Source organism: Psychrobacter celer (assembly GCF_016107555.1).
GTDB classification, from domain to species: domain Bacteria; phylum Pseudomonadota; class Gammaproteobacteria; order Pseudomonadales; family Moraxellaceae; genus Psychrobacter; species Psychrobacter celer.
In genome coordinates this window covers 160,665-177,653 of sequence record NZ_JABASU010000001.1, presented here as the reverse complement: position 1 = coordinate 177,653, position 16,989 = coordinate 160,665, and the positions used below count along the sequence as shown (strand labels likewise).

Genomic DNA, 16,989 nt, shown 5'->3' with positions numbered 1-16,989 from the left:
TAAATAACAACTAAACATGCTAACCACCATCATCGATGCCATACATCTGACATCTGCACTCAACCTATTTATAACGAAAACGACAATATAAAGAGAACATTATGCCCAGCTCAACCATCCCATCATCCATGGCTATCGATGATGGCCTACTATCGGCCGCCACTTGGCTTGCATCACCCAATTTTAATAAGCGACCTGAGCACACCACGATTGATACCATTGTCATTCACAATATCAGTCTACCGCCCAACGAGTTTGGCGCATGCGGCTCTGATGGTGTGCATTATGTCAAAGCACTATTTACCAATCAGTTGGACTGGGACGCCCATCCGTATTTTCAGACTATCAAAGGTGCTGAAGTGTCAGCGCACCTGTTCATAGAACGTGATGGCACAATTACGCAATTTGTCAACTTCAATGAGCGCGCGTGGCATGCTGGCAGATCCAGCTACCTTGGGCGACCTGAGTGTAATGATTATAGCATCGGCATCGAGCTTGAAGGGTCTGATTTTGTGTCCTTTACCGCCGCGCAATACCACACGCTTGCAGCTGTCGTCGCGGCTATATATAGCGCCTACCCCAACACCCGCCGTCACCTCACTGGACACAGCGACATCGCCCCTGGACGCAAGACCGATCCAGGCGAGTTTTTTGAATGGGCGCGGCTGCGTGAGCTTATTGCTCACCAAATGGCAGGATAGCTGCTGCTGGCTGGTAGCATTTTCACAGTCACTCCATTTATCTCGATAACGAAAGTGCTATAATTTGTCAGTTTTTTGACACCCACCACTCAGTAACTTCTTATCAGCAACCCCTTATCAGTAAACAACATAGCAAAACAGGTTCTTATGGCAAAAAGTCGGTTATTTCGCTCTACGATGGTCGTCAGTAGCATGACCATGCTGTCTCGTATTTTAGGCTTGGTACGTGATGTGGTGTTATTGGGCGTGTTTGGCGCAGGTGGCCTGATGGATGCCTTTTTGGTCGCTTTCAAGATTCCAAACTTTTTGCGGCGTCTGTTTGCCGAAGGCGCTTTTAGCCAAGCATTCGTCCCTGTGCTGTCTGAGTATAAAGAAAAATACAGCCTACAGCAGGTGCAAATTTTGGTCAGTCGTACCTCAGGGGCACTGCTACTAGTGCTGTCCATGCTGACGGTGCTGGTGATTTTAATTGCGCCGTGGGTGGTGACACTGTTTGCCCCAGGGTTTGCTGAACAACCCGACAAATTTGCCATCACCGCTGAGCTGCTGCGCCTGACTTTTCCGTATTTGCTGTTTATCTCTATGACCGCCTTTGCCAGCGGTATCCTACAAAGCTATGGCCGCTTTGCCGCACCAGCCTTCGCCCCCGTGTTATTAAACTTATGCATGATTGGTGGCGCGCTGATTTTCGCGCCGATGTTTGATACACCGATCATGGCGCTCGGCTATGCAGTGGCTATCGCAGGATTGCTACAGTTTTTGATACAGCTGCCGCAGCTTTGGCAACAAAAGCTGCTGGTCGCGCCCAAGGTTGACTTCAAACATGAAGGCGTCAGACGTATTCTAAAGCTGATGCTACCGGCTATCTTTGGTGTCTCGGTCACCCAGATTAATCTGCTGCTCAATACCGTCTTTGCCTCATTGATGATAGGCGGCTCAGTCTCTTGGCTCTATGCAGCCGAGCGCATGAGCGAGCTACCGCTTGGGCTCATCGGGGTGGCGATTGGGACGGTGATTTTGCCCAGCTTATCAAAGAGCGAAGCGCAAAAAGACGATGTCAGCTTTAAAAAGACCATCGACTGGGCGGCTCGTCTGATTATTTTGGTGGGCGTGCCAGCGTCGGCGGCGTTATTTATCTTAGCCGATGTGCTCATGCAGGCGCTGTTTTTGCGCGGAGAGTTTACTTTGCGTGACTCACAGATGAGCGCGCTGGCGCTGCGTAGTATGGCGGGCGGTATTTTAGGCTTTATGCTGATTAAGATTTTTGCGCCTGCGTTTTTTGCGCGGCAAGACACCAAAACCCCAGTAAAAATCGGTATTATCTCTGTCTTTGCCAATATGATTTTTAGCGTGGTTTTTATCGGTATTTTTTACTTTTTAGAGATGCCGCTACATGGCGGATTGGCCTTAGCCACCACAGGTGCCGCTTTTGTCAACGCCGGCTTGTTGTATTACTTCTTATATCAGCGTGAGATTTTTCGCTTTGGCAGTCATTGGAAAAAACTGTTTGCTCAGTTTGCGATTGCTACAAGTGCCATGATTGCCGCCCTGTACGTCATGCTGCCTTATTTTCCAACCGATGAGGCGCAGTGGCAGCGTATCATTGCTCTGCTCGTCATGTGTGCGGTGGGCGCAGCGGTCTATGGTGTGGCTTTATTGGCCACAGGCTTTCGTCCGCGCCAGCTCAAACATGGCTAAACGACGCCTTTACCAAACCAAAACAAGCCTTATATGAGAAATGATAGTGCGTGATGCGGATAGTTGTGATAATTGACGTTTAACGAATACATAAATTTTGAGGGTCAATATGACAACAAAACAATCCAGCTTACTACGCTTACCGACCTTACTCACTGCTGGCGTTCTAAGCACCGGCTTACTTGTGAGTGGTTGTGATAATAATGATAATGCAGATACCGCAGCTATTGAAGATAACGCAGCTGTTGCCAAAACCTCTGAGGATGACCTAACGACTTCGGTAGAGACAGTCGATAGCGACAATGACGTAAAGAATGAGCAGATAGCGGCTAATACTGAAGAAAAAACCGCTATCGATAGTGATAGTGTCAATCCTGTCACCGCCTCTGCCAAGCAAAAAAGCTTGGTCACCAATCCCACCCAAGCAGGCACGCCAGAAGATACGGTAAAAAAAGCGCTAGATAGCTTATATTATGGTGATGCCAAAAAATCCGCCTCATATTATGAAGTGGATATGGCAAACTTTGAAGAAGAGCTGGCCAACACGCAGTCAGCGTTTCAACAAACAGTCGATGGCGTCACCATTACGGATACCAAGTATAGTGGTGATAAAACGCGTGCCACCATCACAGGCGAGCTGATGCTAAAAGGCCAAAGTGAACCTGCGCCGCTGACTTATGAGCTGCAAAAGATAGATGGTCAGTGGAAAATTTTGGGCTAAGTTTTTCGCTTATTTGTTTGAAGTGCCCTCTGATGTCACGGCTTTGCCAAGCATCACAACATCTGCGATAAATCCGTCCATATCGCACACTTCTGGCATATAGCCCCACTGCTCAAAGCCAAGCTTATCAAACAGTCCTAAGCTTGGCTGATTGTGCGCAAAGATTAGCGCGACGACATTATGAATACCAAGACTTGGTGCTTGCGTCAGCATCCAGCGTGTCAGCAAACTACCTAAACCCTTTGCTTGATAGTCTTGATGCAGATAGATACTCACCTCTGTGCTGATATGATAAGCCATACGCGCATATAAGTCGCTAAAGCTGCCCCACGCCACGATTGGTGCTGTTTTTTGATTGGTTTGCACCGCTTGCACTGTTTGAGCTGTATCCTCGCTCGCTTGCTCCATCGATTGCACCCTAGCTCTAACGACATAAATAGGCCGCGTCGGACTGTTTATGTGCTCGGCAAACCACGCGGCGCGCTCTTCACAGGTCACGGGTGTCAGCTGCGCTGTGGCTTGTTTGCCAGCGATACTTTGATTGTAAATCGCCACAACCTCGGGCAAGTCCTCTGCTCTAGCATGCTGTACCGACCATACATCATTGAGACGGTAAGACGGGGCCAAAGCAGGTAAAGAAGTAGCAGTCATAGAATGTCCATAGCTAAAAAGCGACACGGGGTATTTGGGGAAATAATACTCACCATCTAGGCCATCATCAACAGACAGTAAAGCCGCGATAGCGCAGATCAGCAAACGCGTTTTTTGCGATGCAGCCATCGCTGACACAAATCGTTTGATACAGGTTCGTTTGATACAGGTATTATCCATAGACCATAAGATGTTAGTATGGCTATTTTACTTTATAATGGCTGGTTTTAGACACCTCAATGTTTTAGCTGGGCGTGTTTTTTCCTTCTTTATTTGGTCTTATTTATCATAGCTGACATTTATGAACACCTATTTTCTTGAGCAACTGATTGCCACACCAAGCGCCCTGCCTGCCCATACTCACCCAGTAGCGCTAGCGCCTTGTGTGCTCACTATCGGTAACTTTGATGGTGTGCATTTAGGCCATCAAGCGATGCTTGCCCAAGTACGCGATATCGCCGATGCGCGGGGGCTTGATGCTGCCGTCATGATATTTGAGCCGCAGCCACGTGAGTTTTTTGCGCCAGCAAGCGCCCCTGCTCGCCTTACCAACTTGGCAGAAAAGCAGGCACTACTTGCAGAGTACGGCGTAGAGACACTCATTGTCGCAGGATTTGACAATGAGTTTCGCTCACTATCGGCGCAGGCATTCGCGGATTTACTGGCACTGCGCCTAAACGTCAAAGCCTTGGTGCTAGGAGATGATTTTAAATTTGGTCATGACCGGACGGGCGACAGTGCGTTTTTGCGCAGCTATGGCTTAGACGTGACTAATCTGCATACTGTCGTCGATGATGGCGGCAAAGCGGCACGTATCAGCTCAACCCGTGTGCGTGATTTGTTATTGGCAGGAGATATTGCGTCGGCCAACGCCTTGCTTGGCCGTGATTATACAATGACAGGCGAGGTCATCGGTGGGGATAAAATCGGCCGTACTCTGGACTTTCCCACCGCCAATATCGAGCTTAAGCGCTTAAAGCCTGCGCTGCATGGTATCTTTGCCGTCGATGTGGTCAGCCTGGATGATAAAGGCGAGATAGTCGCAGATGGTTTAACAAAACTGGCTAATGATGACAATATGGGCATAACAGGTTTGCGTCCGCACAGTTTGTTTGGCACGGCCAGCATCGGCATCCGCCCCTCTGTCGACAAAGCCCACGACTGGCGCTTAGAAGTACATTTTCCCAACCTACAAGCTGACTTATACGGCCTGACGCTACAAGTGCGCTTTTTGCATTATTTGCATGGCGAGCGCCATTATGAGAGCTTAGACGCCCTAAAAACAGGTATCCATAATGATGTCAAAGAACTGATTGCTTGGCGCGCTCAGCAGCCTGACTGAGCAGTATATTCAGATGTGACAGGTGTGAAGCTAAGATGTTTAGACATAAAACCCCCACAGTCGATATTTTACTGTGGGGGTTTTATGCTTTTCTAATACTTCTATATTAGGTTTTTTATATCAGCTTTTAGGCATCTGGATGCATACGGACATTTAACTCATCAATCGTCTCTACCCAAGCGGCGTCTTTTTGCCATTCTTCTTGCAAAAACATACGCTGATTGTCCGTCCAGATATCAGAATCTACCAGTTTTTCATCTTTGGCCAATTTGTTTTTTTCGATAAACTGATTAATCGCCTCATCAGAGCTATCGAGTCCTAACTGGGCAAATAGCTCATTCATATTATATTCAGGTTCACCTAACATACTGTCTCTCCTTAAATGGTGCAGGTTTAATTGTACTTATTATTGCAACGAACCCATTTATTGTAGCAAGCTTTTTTTTGTTCGCTGTTAATCCACGTTTATCTAACGTTATCAATTGTATTGATGAGGGTCTCAATAAATGTCAACGCACAAAAAAGCCCTCAGTTCATCAATGAGGGCTTTTTTTATGGCTGTCTACCATACTTTTAGCAAAGTCATGGCTTATGGTAGTAGGTGTGCTACCGCATCACGCTCTTCGCTCAGCTCTTGCTCAGTGGCGGCCATTTTCTCTTTTGAAAATTCTGATGACACATCAACGCCGTCTACGATAGACCAGTCGCCGTTAGCGCATGTGCATGGGAATGAGTAGATAAGGCCTTCAGCGATACCGTATTCCCCATTTGAATAAACACCCATAGAGACCCAATCGTTCTCGTCAGTACCGAGTGCCCACGTGCGCATATGGGCGATAGCAGCGTTGGCAGCAGAAGCTGCAGATGAGGCGCCGCGAGCTTTAATGATGGCCGCGCCGCGCTGCTGTACTTCTGGGATGTACGTGTTTTCGTACCAATCACGATCAACCAACTCTAGCGCTGGTTTGCCATTGACAGTCGCAGCCGTTAGGTCTGGATACTGGGTCGATGAGTGGTTGCCCCAGATGGTCATGTTTTTGATGTCATTGACAGTGCTGTCAGTTTTTTCGGCCAGCTGTGCCATCGCACGGTTATGATCTAGGCGAGTCATGGCGGTGAAGTTACGTGGATCTAGGTCTGGTGCGTTACGCTGAGCGATTAGCGCGTTGGTGTTGGCAGGGTTGCCGACGACCAATACTTTTACATCACGGCTAGCCACTTCGTTCAATGCTTTGCCTTGTGCTGAGAAAATCGCAGCGTTGGCTTCTAGTAAGTCCTTACGCTCCATACCTGGGCCACGTGGACGGGCACCGACGAGTAACGCGTAGTCAGCATCTTTGAATGCTACATTTGCATCATCAGTTTGAACGATACCTGCCAACAATGGGAATGCGCAGTCTTCTAGTTCCATGACCACACCCTTTAGGGCGTCAAGCGCTGGTGTGATTTCAAGCAATTGCAAAATAACTGGCTGATCTTTACCTAGCATCTCGCCAGATGCAATACGAAATAGCATCGCGTAGCTGATATTACCAGCGGCACCAGTGACGGCAACACGTAAAGGCTGTTTCATTGACATTGAATACTCCCTAATTGATGATTAGATCATTCATGATTGTAATAGATGATTATCTTTTTAGATATCGACTTGTTTGCTGCACAAAGGCAGCGCTAAACCGAGAGCTAGTGTAGCACTTCGTTTGGCAAATCGTCTAGAGACAATCAGAGGCTTGCCGCGGATTCTCACGGATTATATTGTTACATTTTATACAAAATAATCGATGGGGTCACAAAAGCACTGAGGCTACCAGCGTTTAAAAAAACGGATAAAACAAGGTAAAAGACAGCGAGTAAAGGCTAAAACACGGCCATAAACAATCACCAAAGAGAGAGCATAGCAACACAGCCTGCAAAAAAGCAGCGCTCATACCGAAATAGTACAGCGGCCAGTGTCCATGTTGGAGTACAGCAACACCTACTTACCGCCTGAGATGATAAACTTGCTACCGCAATTATTTACCACTTGATAGCACTTCCCAAAATCACTGCCATCATAGCAGACATGGATGTCGGTCAAAATCGACTGACGACGATTGCCAGCCTGACAGATCAGATCAATACCACTGGCGGACAGACCGCTATTTAAGCGTGTCATTTGACTGATAAATCGCGCCTTAGACACAGTATAACTGTTACCCGTATGCAGCTCGTTTGGGAGTTTTAGTGCACCCGCGTAGTTGGTTATTTGACGAAAGTAACTGGCCGCACTCAGAGGGCTACAAGCGCCGTAACGCTGCCATGCCTGACTACGAACCGTGGTATCAGGCATGATACGATTGACGACTTTTAGCTGTAGCGGTGTCAGACGCGGCTCACTGCCCACACCGCAGCGCTCACCATAGCCCATATCTAGTCCCGACACCGTTAAAGAGTAGCCTTCTAGGCATTGACGCATGCGCGCGCGTGTCGGCTGTATGCTGCATAGCGCAGGGGTCATCTCAATCATCAACACCCGCTGTCCTGTCTTGACGGTGCTAGCAGCGTGCGCGGGTAACAACATCACGCCTTGCAACATGATCAGCGCACCTATACTAGATGACGCCATAATGGCTCGGCCAGATGGGCTAAACTTGGACGTCGATTTATAAGACAAGTGCATTTTCATCTGTGATGATGAGGGATGCCTCGTTTTTGATAATACAGACAAGGTAAGATATTTTTTGATCATAGGAGGCTGGAAACATCTAGCAATGACAAAACATGGACTATCACTCAGGGCTGCACAAAGACGTCGATATCGGACATCGCAAGGCTTACTAAGCATAGCGGCAACAAAAATATGAGGGCTTACCAATTGATAAACACAAAACTTTGGCGCTAAACAACAGGCCAATAACCACAACACAATAAAGTCATGGTAGCAAACCGTTTTTTTTAATCTATAGCAGAAACGTAAACATCGGAGCAAGGCGGCAGCAGTAACACCGCCATATATGCGACTCCCTGATAAAGTCATGTCTGTGCCAAAGTGGCAGCGCCACGAGCAATGGCCATGTTGTCGCTACATCTGTCCTAAAATAAGCCACCAAAAGCAAACCATCAAAGACGACGCATTGATGGCTATTAAAGGATAAACGTATTAAAACGCTGCTGGCACGGTGCCCATACGCTGCGAGATCGGCTGACTGCGGCCAAGCAAACTGCTATATACCGTCGCGTTTTCCATCACATGCTTGACATAATTACGAGTCTCAGGAAAAGCTATCGACTCCACATACTGGTCGGCGGCAAGTGAGCCATACACAGGCTGCCAGCGTTTGGCGTTGTTGGGTCCAGCATTATAGCCTGCGGTGGCCAGTACTGGCTGGTAGTTGAGCTTGCCTAAGATATCACCCATATACCATGTGCCATAGCGGATATTGGTGTCGCCGCTGTTGGCACGGCTGGCGCTATAGCTCTCGCCCAAATGACGAGCGATATACTTTGCTGTACCTGGCATGATTTGCATCAAGCCGCTTGCACCAACGTTTGAGCGTGCCGATGTCACAAAACGGCTCTCTTGACGCATGATGCCATAAGCCCACGCAGGATCGATGCCCGCCGACTGGCTATAGCGTACCACTGCGCTCTGGTGCGGCATCGGATGCGATAGCGCCAGACTGTTTACGCTATCGGTATTATCAATCGCATAAATCGCCCGATCCAGCCAGCCCATGTCGTAGGCCTGCCGAGCGGCAGCAATGATGAGACTGTTATCACGATTGTCTCGAGCCTGCTTGACAGCCCAGTTCCACTCGCGGTTGGCGTAGCCGCGACTCGCGTCAGAGTTGTATAGTGCAAATGCACGGGCAAAGTGTGGGTTTTGCATGACGCGGGCGCGATCTGCGGCGCTGACAGTTGGCAAGTTATTGCCGCCCAAACGGCTGGCATCAAAACGCTGACCGACTTTATCTTTTGCTAGCAGGCCATAGTAATCATTACTCTTGGCGATATTTTGATACATTCTTTTTGCTAGGCCGCGTTTACCTGCATCACTTGATTGCTCATAAGCGCGTGCCAGCCAATATTGCCACTGATTGCTTTTTTGGGTTTCGCCATCCATCTTTGAGATGGCTTCGACCACATCATCCCAGCGGCTAAAGCGAATCGCGGCCATGGCATAGTCTTCGGCTTCTTCAAAGTTAAAGTCATCATCTAAGCTATTACGAAACCAGTCCACCGCCTCAGCATTAAACCCATCATCGGTATTATGATTCATACGCTGTACCCCAAGGATACGATAGGCGTAGCGGCGGGTTTCGTCATTGAGCAAGCGTGTCGCGCGCTGATTGTCTTGTTTGATATCAAAGTCCAACTGTAGCGCTGCTTCACGATAAGACTTATCGGCGACGCGGCCCAATGCATATAAGTACAAGTATTGGTTGGTTTGGCTGGCAGGCTCACGACCAAAACGCGTAAAAAACGCTGATGGGTTGAGCTGAATCTCACTCAACGCCGCATAAGCAATGGGCGTCCCTAAACGCGATGACAAAGCCATGATATCGCCCGTCTTGCCTTTACGTAGCATACGCTTGAGGCGTGCGGCGCGATCTTGGTTGCTAATCAAGGCGTTATTGTTCATCTCCATCGCCAGCTGATCACACAGTGCTGGCTGCTTTTTAGTGGTCAGCCATACATCAGACTTGGCCGCCATGGCACGCATGGTATCGCCGCCATTATTAAAGCCAAGCGCCACCGCACAGCGCTCAGAGCTATCGGCATTGGTTATCAGATTGGCCACTTGCCGTACAGCAGCATAGTCATTGGCTGCCGCTTTGGTCTCAGCAAAGTCCGCCACCAGCTTTTCGGCCATGACCGTATTAGGATACTGACGGACAAACTGTGCCACCGCCGCCGAGCTTTGTGAGCCCAAATCCAGATTCATGCGCCAATAGGTCGGGTACATCGCAAACAACCCACCACTCATCAACTGTTCGTAATTATACAGTGCGCTGACATCTCCCCGATCGGCTGCTATCGCCGCCGCCATAAACGAGTCAATGCTGTTGTCTTGTTGATAACTGGGTTTTTGCTCAAAGCGGTCATCCTCGCCCCACGTCAGCTCCGCACAAGCAACTTGTGATAGGCCAAGCGCACCAAGGGCTGTCGCCATGAAGACGCCAAACCGCAGCGTACTGGTGGTTAACCGCGATGGACGGTGTTCTCGATAAACAGAGGCTCTATCCTTGATGCTATGAGCGGCGCGCAACTTTGTCATACTGACTCTCTTTATTATGTCTTTATCAATAGGTAAACAGCGGTTTATCACGTACCGCTAAGCGTATGCCACTTATCATACTATACCCGTTGCACTTTCAACCATCACCTTTACCTTTTGTTAATAAATACGACAGTACGGTGTAACATAAAAGTGATAGTAAGCGGCGTTATTTTGCAAAGTGGTGATCAATCGCAGTAAATAATTGATACTGTTAGAAATAACCCACCCTATCGCCGCTTAATGACCCTTGCTAATTTTTCACATTGGCACAGGGTTGTGATAAAATACGCCACCTGTTAATCGGCTACCCTGCTATATTTTAGTCAATCATGGACTTATCCTTATGAGTGTTACTGTATTTAATCCCCGCCTCGATGACGCTAATGTTACCCCAACAACGGCGAGCGCGCCTACCGTTGCGGCACTCAAAGACTCAAGTTCTGCCAGTATGTCTGCCGATCAAGCCCCGACCAAAAAAGTCTTTGTCACCACGCAAGGCTGTCAGATGAACGTCTATGATTCTGGCAAGATGCTCGATGTGCTCGGTGATTCACACGGTATGGAGGTCACGCACAACATCGATGAAGCAGATGTCCTGCTGATGAACACCTGCTCTATCCGCGAAAAAGCGCAAGAAAAAGTCTTTTCAGAGCTGGGCCGCTGGCGCAAACTGAAAGAAAAACGTCCTGACCTTGTTATCGGTGTCGGCGGCTGTGTGGCCTCACAAGAAGGCGATAACATTCAAAAACGCGCGCCCTATGTCGACATGGTGTTTGGTCCACAAACCTTGCACCGTCTGCCAGAGCTGTATGATCAATCAAATGAGCAGCGTAATATCGCACCCAAAAACCGTATTGGCACCATTGATGTGTCATTTCCGAGTATCGAGAAGTTTGACTTTTTGCCGGAGCCGCGTGTCGAGGGCTACAAAGCATTTGTCTCTATTATGGAAGGCTGCTCGAAGTATTGCTCGTTTTGTGTGGTGCCTTATACTCGCGGTGAAGAGCTCTCGCGCCCGCTCGATGACATCTTGGCCGAGATTGACAGTCTTGCCGAGCAAGGCATTCGTGAGATAAACCTACTTGGTCAAAACGTCAATGGCTATCGCGGCGAAAAAGACGACGGCAGTATTTGCCGTTTTGCAGAATTGCTGCACTATGTCTCGCACGTCGATGGTATCGAGCGTATTCGCTATACCACCAGCCACCCGCTGGAGTTTACTGACGATATCATCGATGCTTATGCCAAGCTGCCAGAGCTGGTGTCGCACCTACACCTGCCGGTGCAAAGCGGCTCAAATAGTATCCTTGCGGCGATGAAACGCAACCATACTATCGATGTCTATATCAATCAGATCAATAAGTTAAAAGCCATTCGCCCCGACATTCACTTATCGAGCGATTTTATCATCGGGTTCCCTGGTGAGACCGATGAAGATTTTCAAGATACATTGAACTTGGCAAAGGCGTTGAACTTTGATCACTCGTACAGCTTTATTTACTCTAAGCGTCCGGGCACGCCCGCCGCTGAGCTGCCTGACGATGTGAGCTTTGCTACCAAAAAAGCGCGCTTAGCAGAATTTCAAAAAGTCATTGTTGAGTCAACGCTAGCCAAGACCCATGAGATGGTCGGCACCACGACGCGTGTCTTGGTCGAGCAAGTGGCCGATCGTCACCCTGATTGCTTGATTGGCACCGCGGACAACACCCGCACGGTGATGTTCCCTTATAATGAGGCACAAATGAACGAGCTACTCGGTAAAATCGTCAGCGTACGTGTGACCGACTTCGTCAGCCCGCACATGGTCAAGGGTGAGCTGGTCGAGGTATTGGCGTAATGTTGCCTGCGTAAATATCAGCCTTCTGCTTCTTAAACGCTCATCAAAAAGCCGCTCTCTACTGAGGTAGGGAGCGGCTTTTTTTAGCAGTGGCTAGAGCGTGTTGAACATTCAACCTTGGCAAGATTAAACCATAAATCCATTTAATACCTCAGCCAATAGTGCTGCTGCAATAAGGATAAATATCACCCCGCAGCCACGGTTGAGCCATGCTAAGCGACTGCCAACATCTAGCCAGCTGGCCAGCTTTTTGCCACCAAGCGTATAGACAATCTGCCAAATCGTCTCACTCAAAAACAGCCCGCAAGTCAGCATAAGATACTGCGGCCATAATGGCGCACTAAAATTGATAAACTTGGGGAAAAAGGCGGCAAAAAACAAAATGGCTTTGGGGTTGGACAACGATACCCATATCCCAGTGCGAAATAACGTCATACTGCTCGGCGAGGCCTTTACCGCGGCGCTAGAGAGCGAACGCGGCCGAGGTGTGTCGTGCGCGGCCAAGGACGGCCAGCTTTCTGGATAATCGGCCGCCACCTCTTCGCTCATCTCGCGCGCATCATTCATCAAACTGCCTACACTTGCATCACGCCAAGAGCTGATACCCAAATAGATCAAATAAGCAGCACCAACGGTCTTAATCAGGGTTAGCAGCCACGGTGACTGACGACTAATCACATCGAGCCCCAGTAGCGTCGATAGCAACAACAAAAACAGCCCAAGGCTCAGACCCGCCAGCGTCCATAGCGTGCGCTTTACCCCATAGTTCATCCCATACTGAAACGCCAGCAGCATATTAGGACCAGGAGTCGCCGAGATAAAAAACGTACTTGCAAAAAACATCGCAAACAGATGCCAAGACATCAGCCAACCCCTACTTTTTTATAAAAATAACTGAATATACCGAAAACGAAGACACGTAAACACCACCATAAGGACGGTGTATTTTATGCCTACTTATATCGAAAACAAGCGACTTTATGCGTCAGACTCGCTATAGGCGAATCCAAATACATCAGATACGTGGCTATCAAGGCACTCCAATGAAACGTTGTGTCGTTTTGTTTTTATATCAAATTGACTGTATTAAACTCACGACTGCGATGTAGCGCTTGCTAATAACTTTTGCAAAAACGCATCACAGCGCGCCATCTCACTGAGCGCGACAAACTCATCAGCCTTATGTGCCTGCTCGATACTACCAGGACCGCAGATAATCGTCGGAATACCACTATTGGTGAACTGTCCGCCTTCGGTGGCATAAGCCACTTTGTGACGGGTGTCATCATCGGTGAGCGCCGCTATCAGCGCTTGTAGCTCGGCACTGTCGTTGTCAGTCATCGCAGGTACGGCCTCCATCTGTAGTAGCTCAATGCCGGTATTAGCAGCACGCGCTTGCATCTGCGCGCTTAGCTCTGCGACCTTGGCTTTGATCGGTACCAAGATATCGTCTTGTGTCATGTGCGGCAGGTTACGATAATCAAAGGTAAACTCACACAGATTGGGCACGATATTGGTCGCAGTGCCGCCTTGTATGGTGCCGACAGACAACGTCGAGTACGGCACATCAAACCACTCATCATTGTCATCACGGCCGCTGATCTCGTCTGCCAGCTCATCGACATAACCAATCAAACGGCTGGCATAGCTGATGGCGTTGACACCTTGCGCGGTCAATGACGAATGCGCCGACTGACCATGTACACGGCAACGATAAACCGCGATGCCTTTGTGCGCGACAACCATCGTCATATTGGTCGGCTCGCCGACGATACAATAATCAGGCGTGATACCGCGCGCCTTGAGATCCGCCAGCAGCAATGGCGCACCCAAGCAGCCAACCTCTTCATCAAACGACAATGCCAAATGCAACGGCCGGCGCAATTGACCGGCGTTAGACAGCTTTACTGCTTGCGGTAATAGTGTCAGCGCGCAAGCAATAAAGCCTTTCATGTCGCAGGCACCGCGGCCATAGAGCCTATCGCCGCGAATGGTAGCAGTAAACGGCGCTGTCGCCCAATCCTGCCCTTCCACTGGCACCACATCGGTATGACCGGACAGCACCAGACCGTGGTTCACCTCATCAGCGTTTGCCCCAGCAGGTACTGTGACAAACAAATTGGCCTTATCTTTGGCGTCATTAAAGGTCAGATCTACGGTCAAACCCAACTGCTCACAGTACCCTTGCACATCCTCAATCAACGCTAGATTTGAGTGGCGACTGACGGTATCAAAGCCAATTAGCCGCGTCAGCCAGTCGATACTATCCGTAGGATAGCCAATGGTGTACGAGTCGTCTTTGCGCTGATCATCACTATGTAAAGTCATAAAACATCCTTATTATGAGGTACCTGTTACGATATAGGCGTCGTCCCCCTTTGAGGTTTAAGAGGGATTATTTTGGTTCATCGCATCCACCACAGGCGGTATTGGTTTTGGCAACTTACCCTCTGCTTGTAGCTCTTTGGTGGTTTTTGCATCGATGGCCAATCCAGCGATTAGCGCGATGTCTTTTACTGGTTTGCGCTTGCGAGTTGCAAAGCTCACGGGCACCATCCGCGCAAACTCGTAAATATACAAATAAGACTCTTCGCCGCCCTCAAAGTCCTCATCTTCTGCCAGACGAATCGCCCCAATCTTGGCCAAATCCGATAGCATCTCGTTTTCATCCCCACTGATCTGACAGTCAGTGATACCAAAGCCTGTCATAAAACCATTGGCCCACTGTTTCAACGCCATCACACGCTCGTATAGATCGTGTTCGTCATCTGGTAGCAGCGGCATATACGCATAAGCATCGTCTTTGTCTTTGAGCTGAAACACCGTGTCTTCTGCTTCTTCTGCGAGCAAAGTCAGCGCCGCTTCAGGCAATGGCGCAAAGCTCAGCTCTTCAAACACCTTTGCCCATACTTGCTCGTCAGGCGCGTTACACGCCGTCATCAGCCCCGTCATCAGACCATGCACCTCACTGATCGATACGTCATTCCAGTCGTCAAATGCGGTCAGCCACGTATTCCAGCCAGAGATATTGTCATTCATAATAATTGTCCTAGTAAAGGGTTGTGACTTATAAAATCAGAAAAATCGCTTATAAAACAAAAAATCAGCTCGATACCACTCATCGCGCTGAGCCAAAAAATACATAGATAAGATTTAGGTATATGTAATTACTTTGTTGATATAGATATTATGCGGTCACCTATGGCATTATTAAATACACAAAACAAAATTCATTCACGCTTACTTGTTAAGGATAAAAACTGACTATGTATGATCAACTTAAAATATTAGAAAAAATGATACTCGACATCAAAAAACAGTATCAGCTTGTCAGTGCTGAACTTAGCAGCCTAAAAAAGCAGCCAACCACAGATCCAAAGCAAATCACCGACTTACAAAACAAGCTAAATACCAGCCATAGCGAGCGTGACGGTGCCAAAAAACAACTGAACGATCTGGATAAACGTTATCAAAGCTTGGCCGAAGCCCATCATATGATCGGTGAAGAGCAAGACAAGTTACAAAAGCAGATCAGCCAATTACAACAACAAAACCGTGAATTGCAGCAGCATAATAATGAACTAAAGCAGCAGTATAGCGATATCAAACAACAAAATAGCGAATTACAGAAAAAAAACCAGTTGGCAGCAGAGCGTACTCAAGTTGTCCTCAAACGCCTCACGCGTATCGACCAAGCCGAAGGTTAGAGTCTTGGTGATCGCTGTAATAGCTGATACCCCCATTTACTGACCCATATATTGTAGGATTTATCATGACTGATGACCATACCAATGCCGCAAACAACTCGCCTAAGCAAGCAGAGCCAAGCGCATCCAAAGCCCCTATCAGCACAACCACGGCAGGTGCTACCAGCAAGCCTATGACACCCGAGTCACAAGTCAAAAAAGTCGATATTGTCATCGCGGGCGTGACCTACCCCATTTACTGTCCGATCCATGAGCAAGAAGAGCTACTATCTGCCGTCTCTTATATCAATAACTACGCGCTGGATCTTAGACGTGAGGCACCCAGCCTGAGCCAAGAAAGCCTGCTGGTGCTGTGCTGCCTTAACTTGTATGAAAAAATCCATGCCAATCAAAGAAGCGAAGAGGATCGCCTGCAGCAAGACAAACAGTCTGAGGCGCTACTCAATAAGATCATGAAAGACGCCCAATCTATTTTGTAGGCCAGCGCATCTTTTGGCCTGCTTGATTCTTTTGGCCTGCTTGATAGATAGGTTAAAAAGAGAGTTTATGAGTAAGAAAAAAAGCGCTTTTTTTATACACTTTTTTTATACTATGGCTAGCCGCCATCATGCATTAGGATCATATACCTTGCCTGCATGATAGTCTGCCTGATGCTCGTAATTGCAAAAAAACAGAAGGTTACTATCCGTCTCCATACTGCCAGCACTTGGCTGTGCAGTATTTGTCGTGACAGATGCAGGCTTGGTTTCGAGGACACCGCGGTACTCAGCCAAGCTATTGCCACAAAAGTCACAGGTGCGCGGCGTGACCACATCGCCTTTTTGCGGCATCATGCTTTTGGGCGGCCGCGGATACATAAACTTATAAAAGGCCCACATCACAGCCCAAATGATAAGAATCACAATAATCACAGCAAACACGGCGGTGCTCCTTTGAAGACGGGTTCAGACATGATAGATGCAGCGCGGCAGCATCGCCCAAAAAGCTGGCAATATAAGGCCAGCTTTTTTATGGGCTAAATAGGCTGGTAGATGCGATATAAACCAGCAAAAACAGGCTGAGAACCTTTGAC

Annotated in this window: 16 protein-coding genes; 7 read left to right on the top strand and 9 right to left on the bottom strand. The window is 48.4% G+C overall.

The genetic code is table 11. The annotated features are described in order from the left end of the window. The first annotated feature begins 101 nt into the window (after nucleotides 1-101). From ampD to JFC05_RS00735, 3 genes are all read left to right on the top strand, one after another. Nucleotides 102-701 carry a 1,6-anhydro-N-acetylmuramyl-L-alanine amidase AmpD gene (ampD, locus tag JFC05_RS00745; protein ID WP_198335348.1) on the top strand — a complete coding sequence of 200 codons (600 nt, stop codon included), beginning with the start codon at nucleotides 102-104 and terminating at the stop codon, nucleotides 699-701. Between the two features lie 147 nt (nucleotides 702-848). Beyond that, nucleotides 849-2,399, top strand: a complete 1,551-nt coding sequence (gene murJ / locus JFC05_RS00740) for a murein biosynthesis integral membrane protein MurJ (protein ID WP_198335347.1) — start codon at nucleotides 849-851, stop codon at nucleotides 2,397-2,399. Between the two features lie 109 nt (nucleotides 2,400-2,508). After that, nucleotides 2,509-3,120 carry a hypothetical protein gene (locus tag JFC05_RS00735; protein WP_198335346.1) on the top strand — a complete coding sequence of 204 codons (612 nt, stop codon included), beginning with the start codon at nucleotides 2,509-2,511 and terminating at the stop codon, nucleotides 3,118-3,120. 9 nt (nucleotides 3,121-3,129) lie between these two features. Here JFC05_RS00735 and JFC05_RS00730 read toward each other — a convergent pair whose 3' ends face one another. Continuing rightward, complete coding sequence (locus tag JFC05_RS00730) at nucleotides 3,130-3,771, bottom strand: GNAT family N-acetyltransferase (RefSeq protein WP_198335345.1); 642 nt, start codon at nucleotides 3,769-3,771, stop codon at nucleotides 3,130-3,132. Nucleotides 3,772-4,072: 301 nt separating this feature from the next. Between JFC05_RS00730 and ribF the strand changes: the two genes are divergently transcribed. Next, complete coding sequence (gene ribF, locus JFC05_RS00725) at nucleotides 4,073-5,113, top strand: riboflavin biosynthesis protein RibF (RefSeq protein WP_198335344.1); 1,041 nt, start codon at nucleotides 4,073-4,075, stop codon at nucleotides 5,111-5,113. A 127-nt stretch (nucleotides 5,114-5,240) separates the two neighbouring features. Here the strand turns inward: ribF and JFC05_RS00720 are convergent, their stop codons facing one another. The 4 genes from JFC05_RS00720 to JFC05_RS00705 all read right to left on the bottom strand — a co-directional run bounded on the left by JFC05_RS00720 (nucleotide 5,241) and on the right by JFC05_RS00705 (nucleotide 10,265). Further along, nucleotides 5,241-5,480, bottom strand: coding sequence for a DUF2789 domain-containing protein (locus tag JFC05_RS00720; protein ID WP_105244085.1), 240 nt, complete (start codon nucleotides 5,478-5,480; stop codon nucleotides 5,241-5,243). 222 nt (nucleotides 5,481-5,702) lie between these two features. Then, nucleotides 5,703-6,692, bottom strand: a complete 990-nt coding sequence (locus tag JFC05_RS00715) for a malate dehydrogenase (protein ID WP_172953122.1) — start codon at nucleotides 6,690-6,692, stop codon at nucleotides 5,703-5,705. Nucleotides 6,693-7,088: 396 nt separating this feature from the next. Next, complete coding sequence (locus JFC05_RS00710) at nucleotides 7,089-7,718, bottom strand: T2 family ribonuclease (protein ID WP_227697334.1); 630 nt, start codon at nucleotides 7,716-7,718, stop codon at nucleotides 7,089-7,091. Nucleotides 7,719-8,252: 534 nt separating this feature from the next. Then, complete coding sequence (locus JFC05_RS00705; protein WP_420850541.1) at nucleotides 8,253-10,265, bottom strand: lytic transglycosylase domain-containing protein; 2,013 nt, start codon at nucleotides 10,263-10,265, stop codon at nucleotides 8,253-8,255. 451 nt (nucleotides 10,266-10,716) lie between these two features. Between JFC05_RS00705 and miaB the strand changes: the two genes are divergently transcribed. Continuing rightward, nucleotides 10,717-12,210, top strand: a complete 1,494-nt coding sequence (gene miaB, locus JFC05_RS00700) for a tRNA (N6-isopentenyl adenosine(37)-C2)-methylthiotransferase MiaB (RefSeq protein ID WP_192996141.1) — start codon at nucleotides 10,717-10,719, stop codon at nucleotides 12,208-12,210. Between the two features lie 126 nt (nucleotides 12,211-12,336). On the opposite strand, the gene JFC05_RS00695 is transcribed toward miaB, so the two are convergent. From JFC05_RS00695 to JFC05_RS00685, 3 genes are all read right to left on the bottom strand, one after another. Beyond that, on the bottom strand, nucleotides 12,337-13,074 hold the full coding sequence (locus JFC05_RS00695; RefSeq protein WP_198335341.1) for a LysE family translocator: 738 nt from the start codon (nucleotides 13,072-13,074) through the stop codon (nucleotides 12,337-12,339). Nucleotides 13,075-13,302: 228 nt separating this feature from the next. Continuing rightward, entirely contained in the window at nucleotides 13,303-14,538 is a 1,236-nt protein-coding gene (argE, locus tag JFC05_RS00690; RefSeq protein ID WP_198335340.1) for an acetylornithine deacetylase, read from the bottom strand. Between the two features lie 57 nt (nucleotides 14,539-14,595). Continuing rightward, entirely contained in the window at nucleotides 14,596-15,249 is a 654-nt protein-coding gene (locus JFC05_RS00685; RefSeq protein WP_198335339.1) for a UPF0149 family protein, read from the bottom strand. A gap of 227 nt (nucleotides 15,250-15,476) precedes the next feature. On the opposite strand from JFC05_RS00685, the gene JFC05_RS00680 reads away from it, so the two are divergent. Next, the gene (locus JFC05_RS00680; RefSeq protein ID WP_192996149.1) at nucleotides 15,477-15,917 is read left to right on the top strand and encodes a hypothetical protein; all 441 of its coding nucleotides are present in this window, start codon (nucleotides 15,477-15,479) and stop codon (nucleotides 15,915-15,917) included. 65 nt (nucleotides 15,918-15,982) lie between these two features. Then, nucleotides 15,983-16,396, top strand: a complete 414-nt coding sequence (locus tag JFC05_RS00675) for a cell division protein ZapA (protein WP_198335338.1) — start codon at nucleotides 15,983-15,985, stop codon at nucleotides 16,394-16,396. Between the two features lie 126 nt (nucleotides 16,397-16,522). Here JFC05_RS00675 and JFC05_RS00670 read toward each other — a convergent pair whose 3' ends face one another. Then, entirely contained in the window at nucleotides 16,523-16,837 is a 315-nt protein-coding gene (locus JFC05_RS00670) for a hypothetical protein (RefSeq protein WP_227679921.1), read from the bottom strand. Nucleotides 16,838-16,989 lie beyond the last annotated feature (152 nt).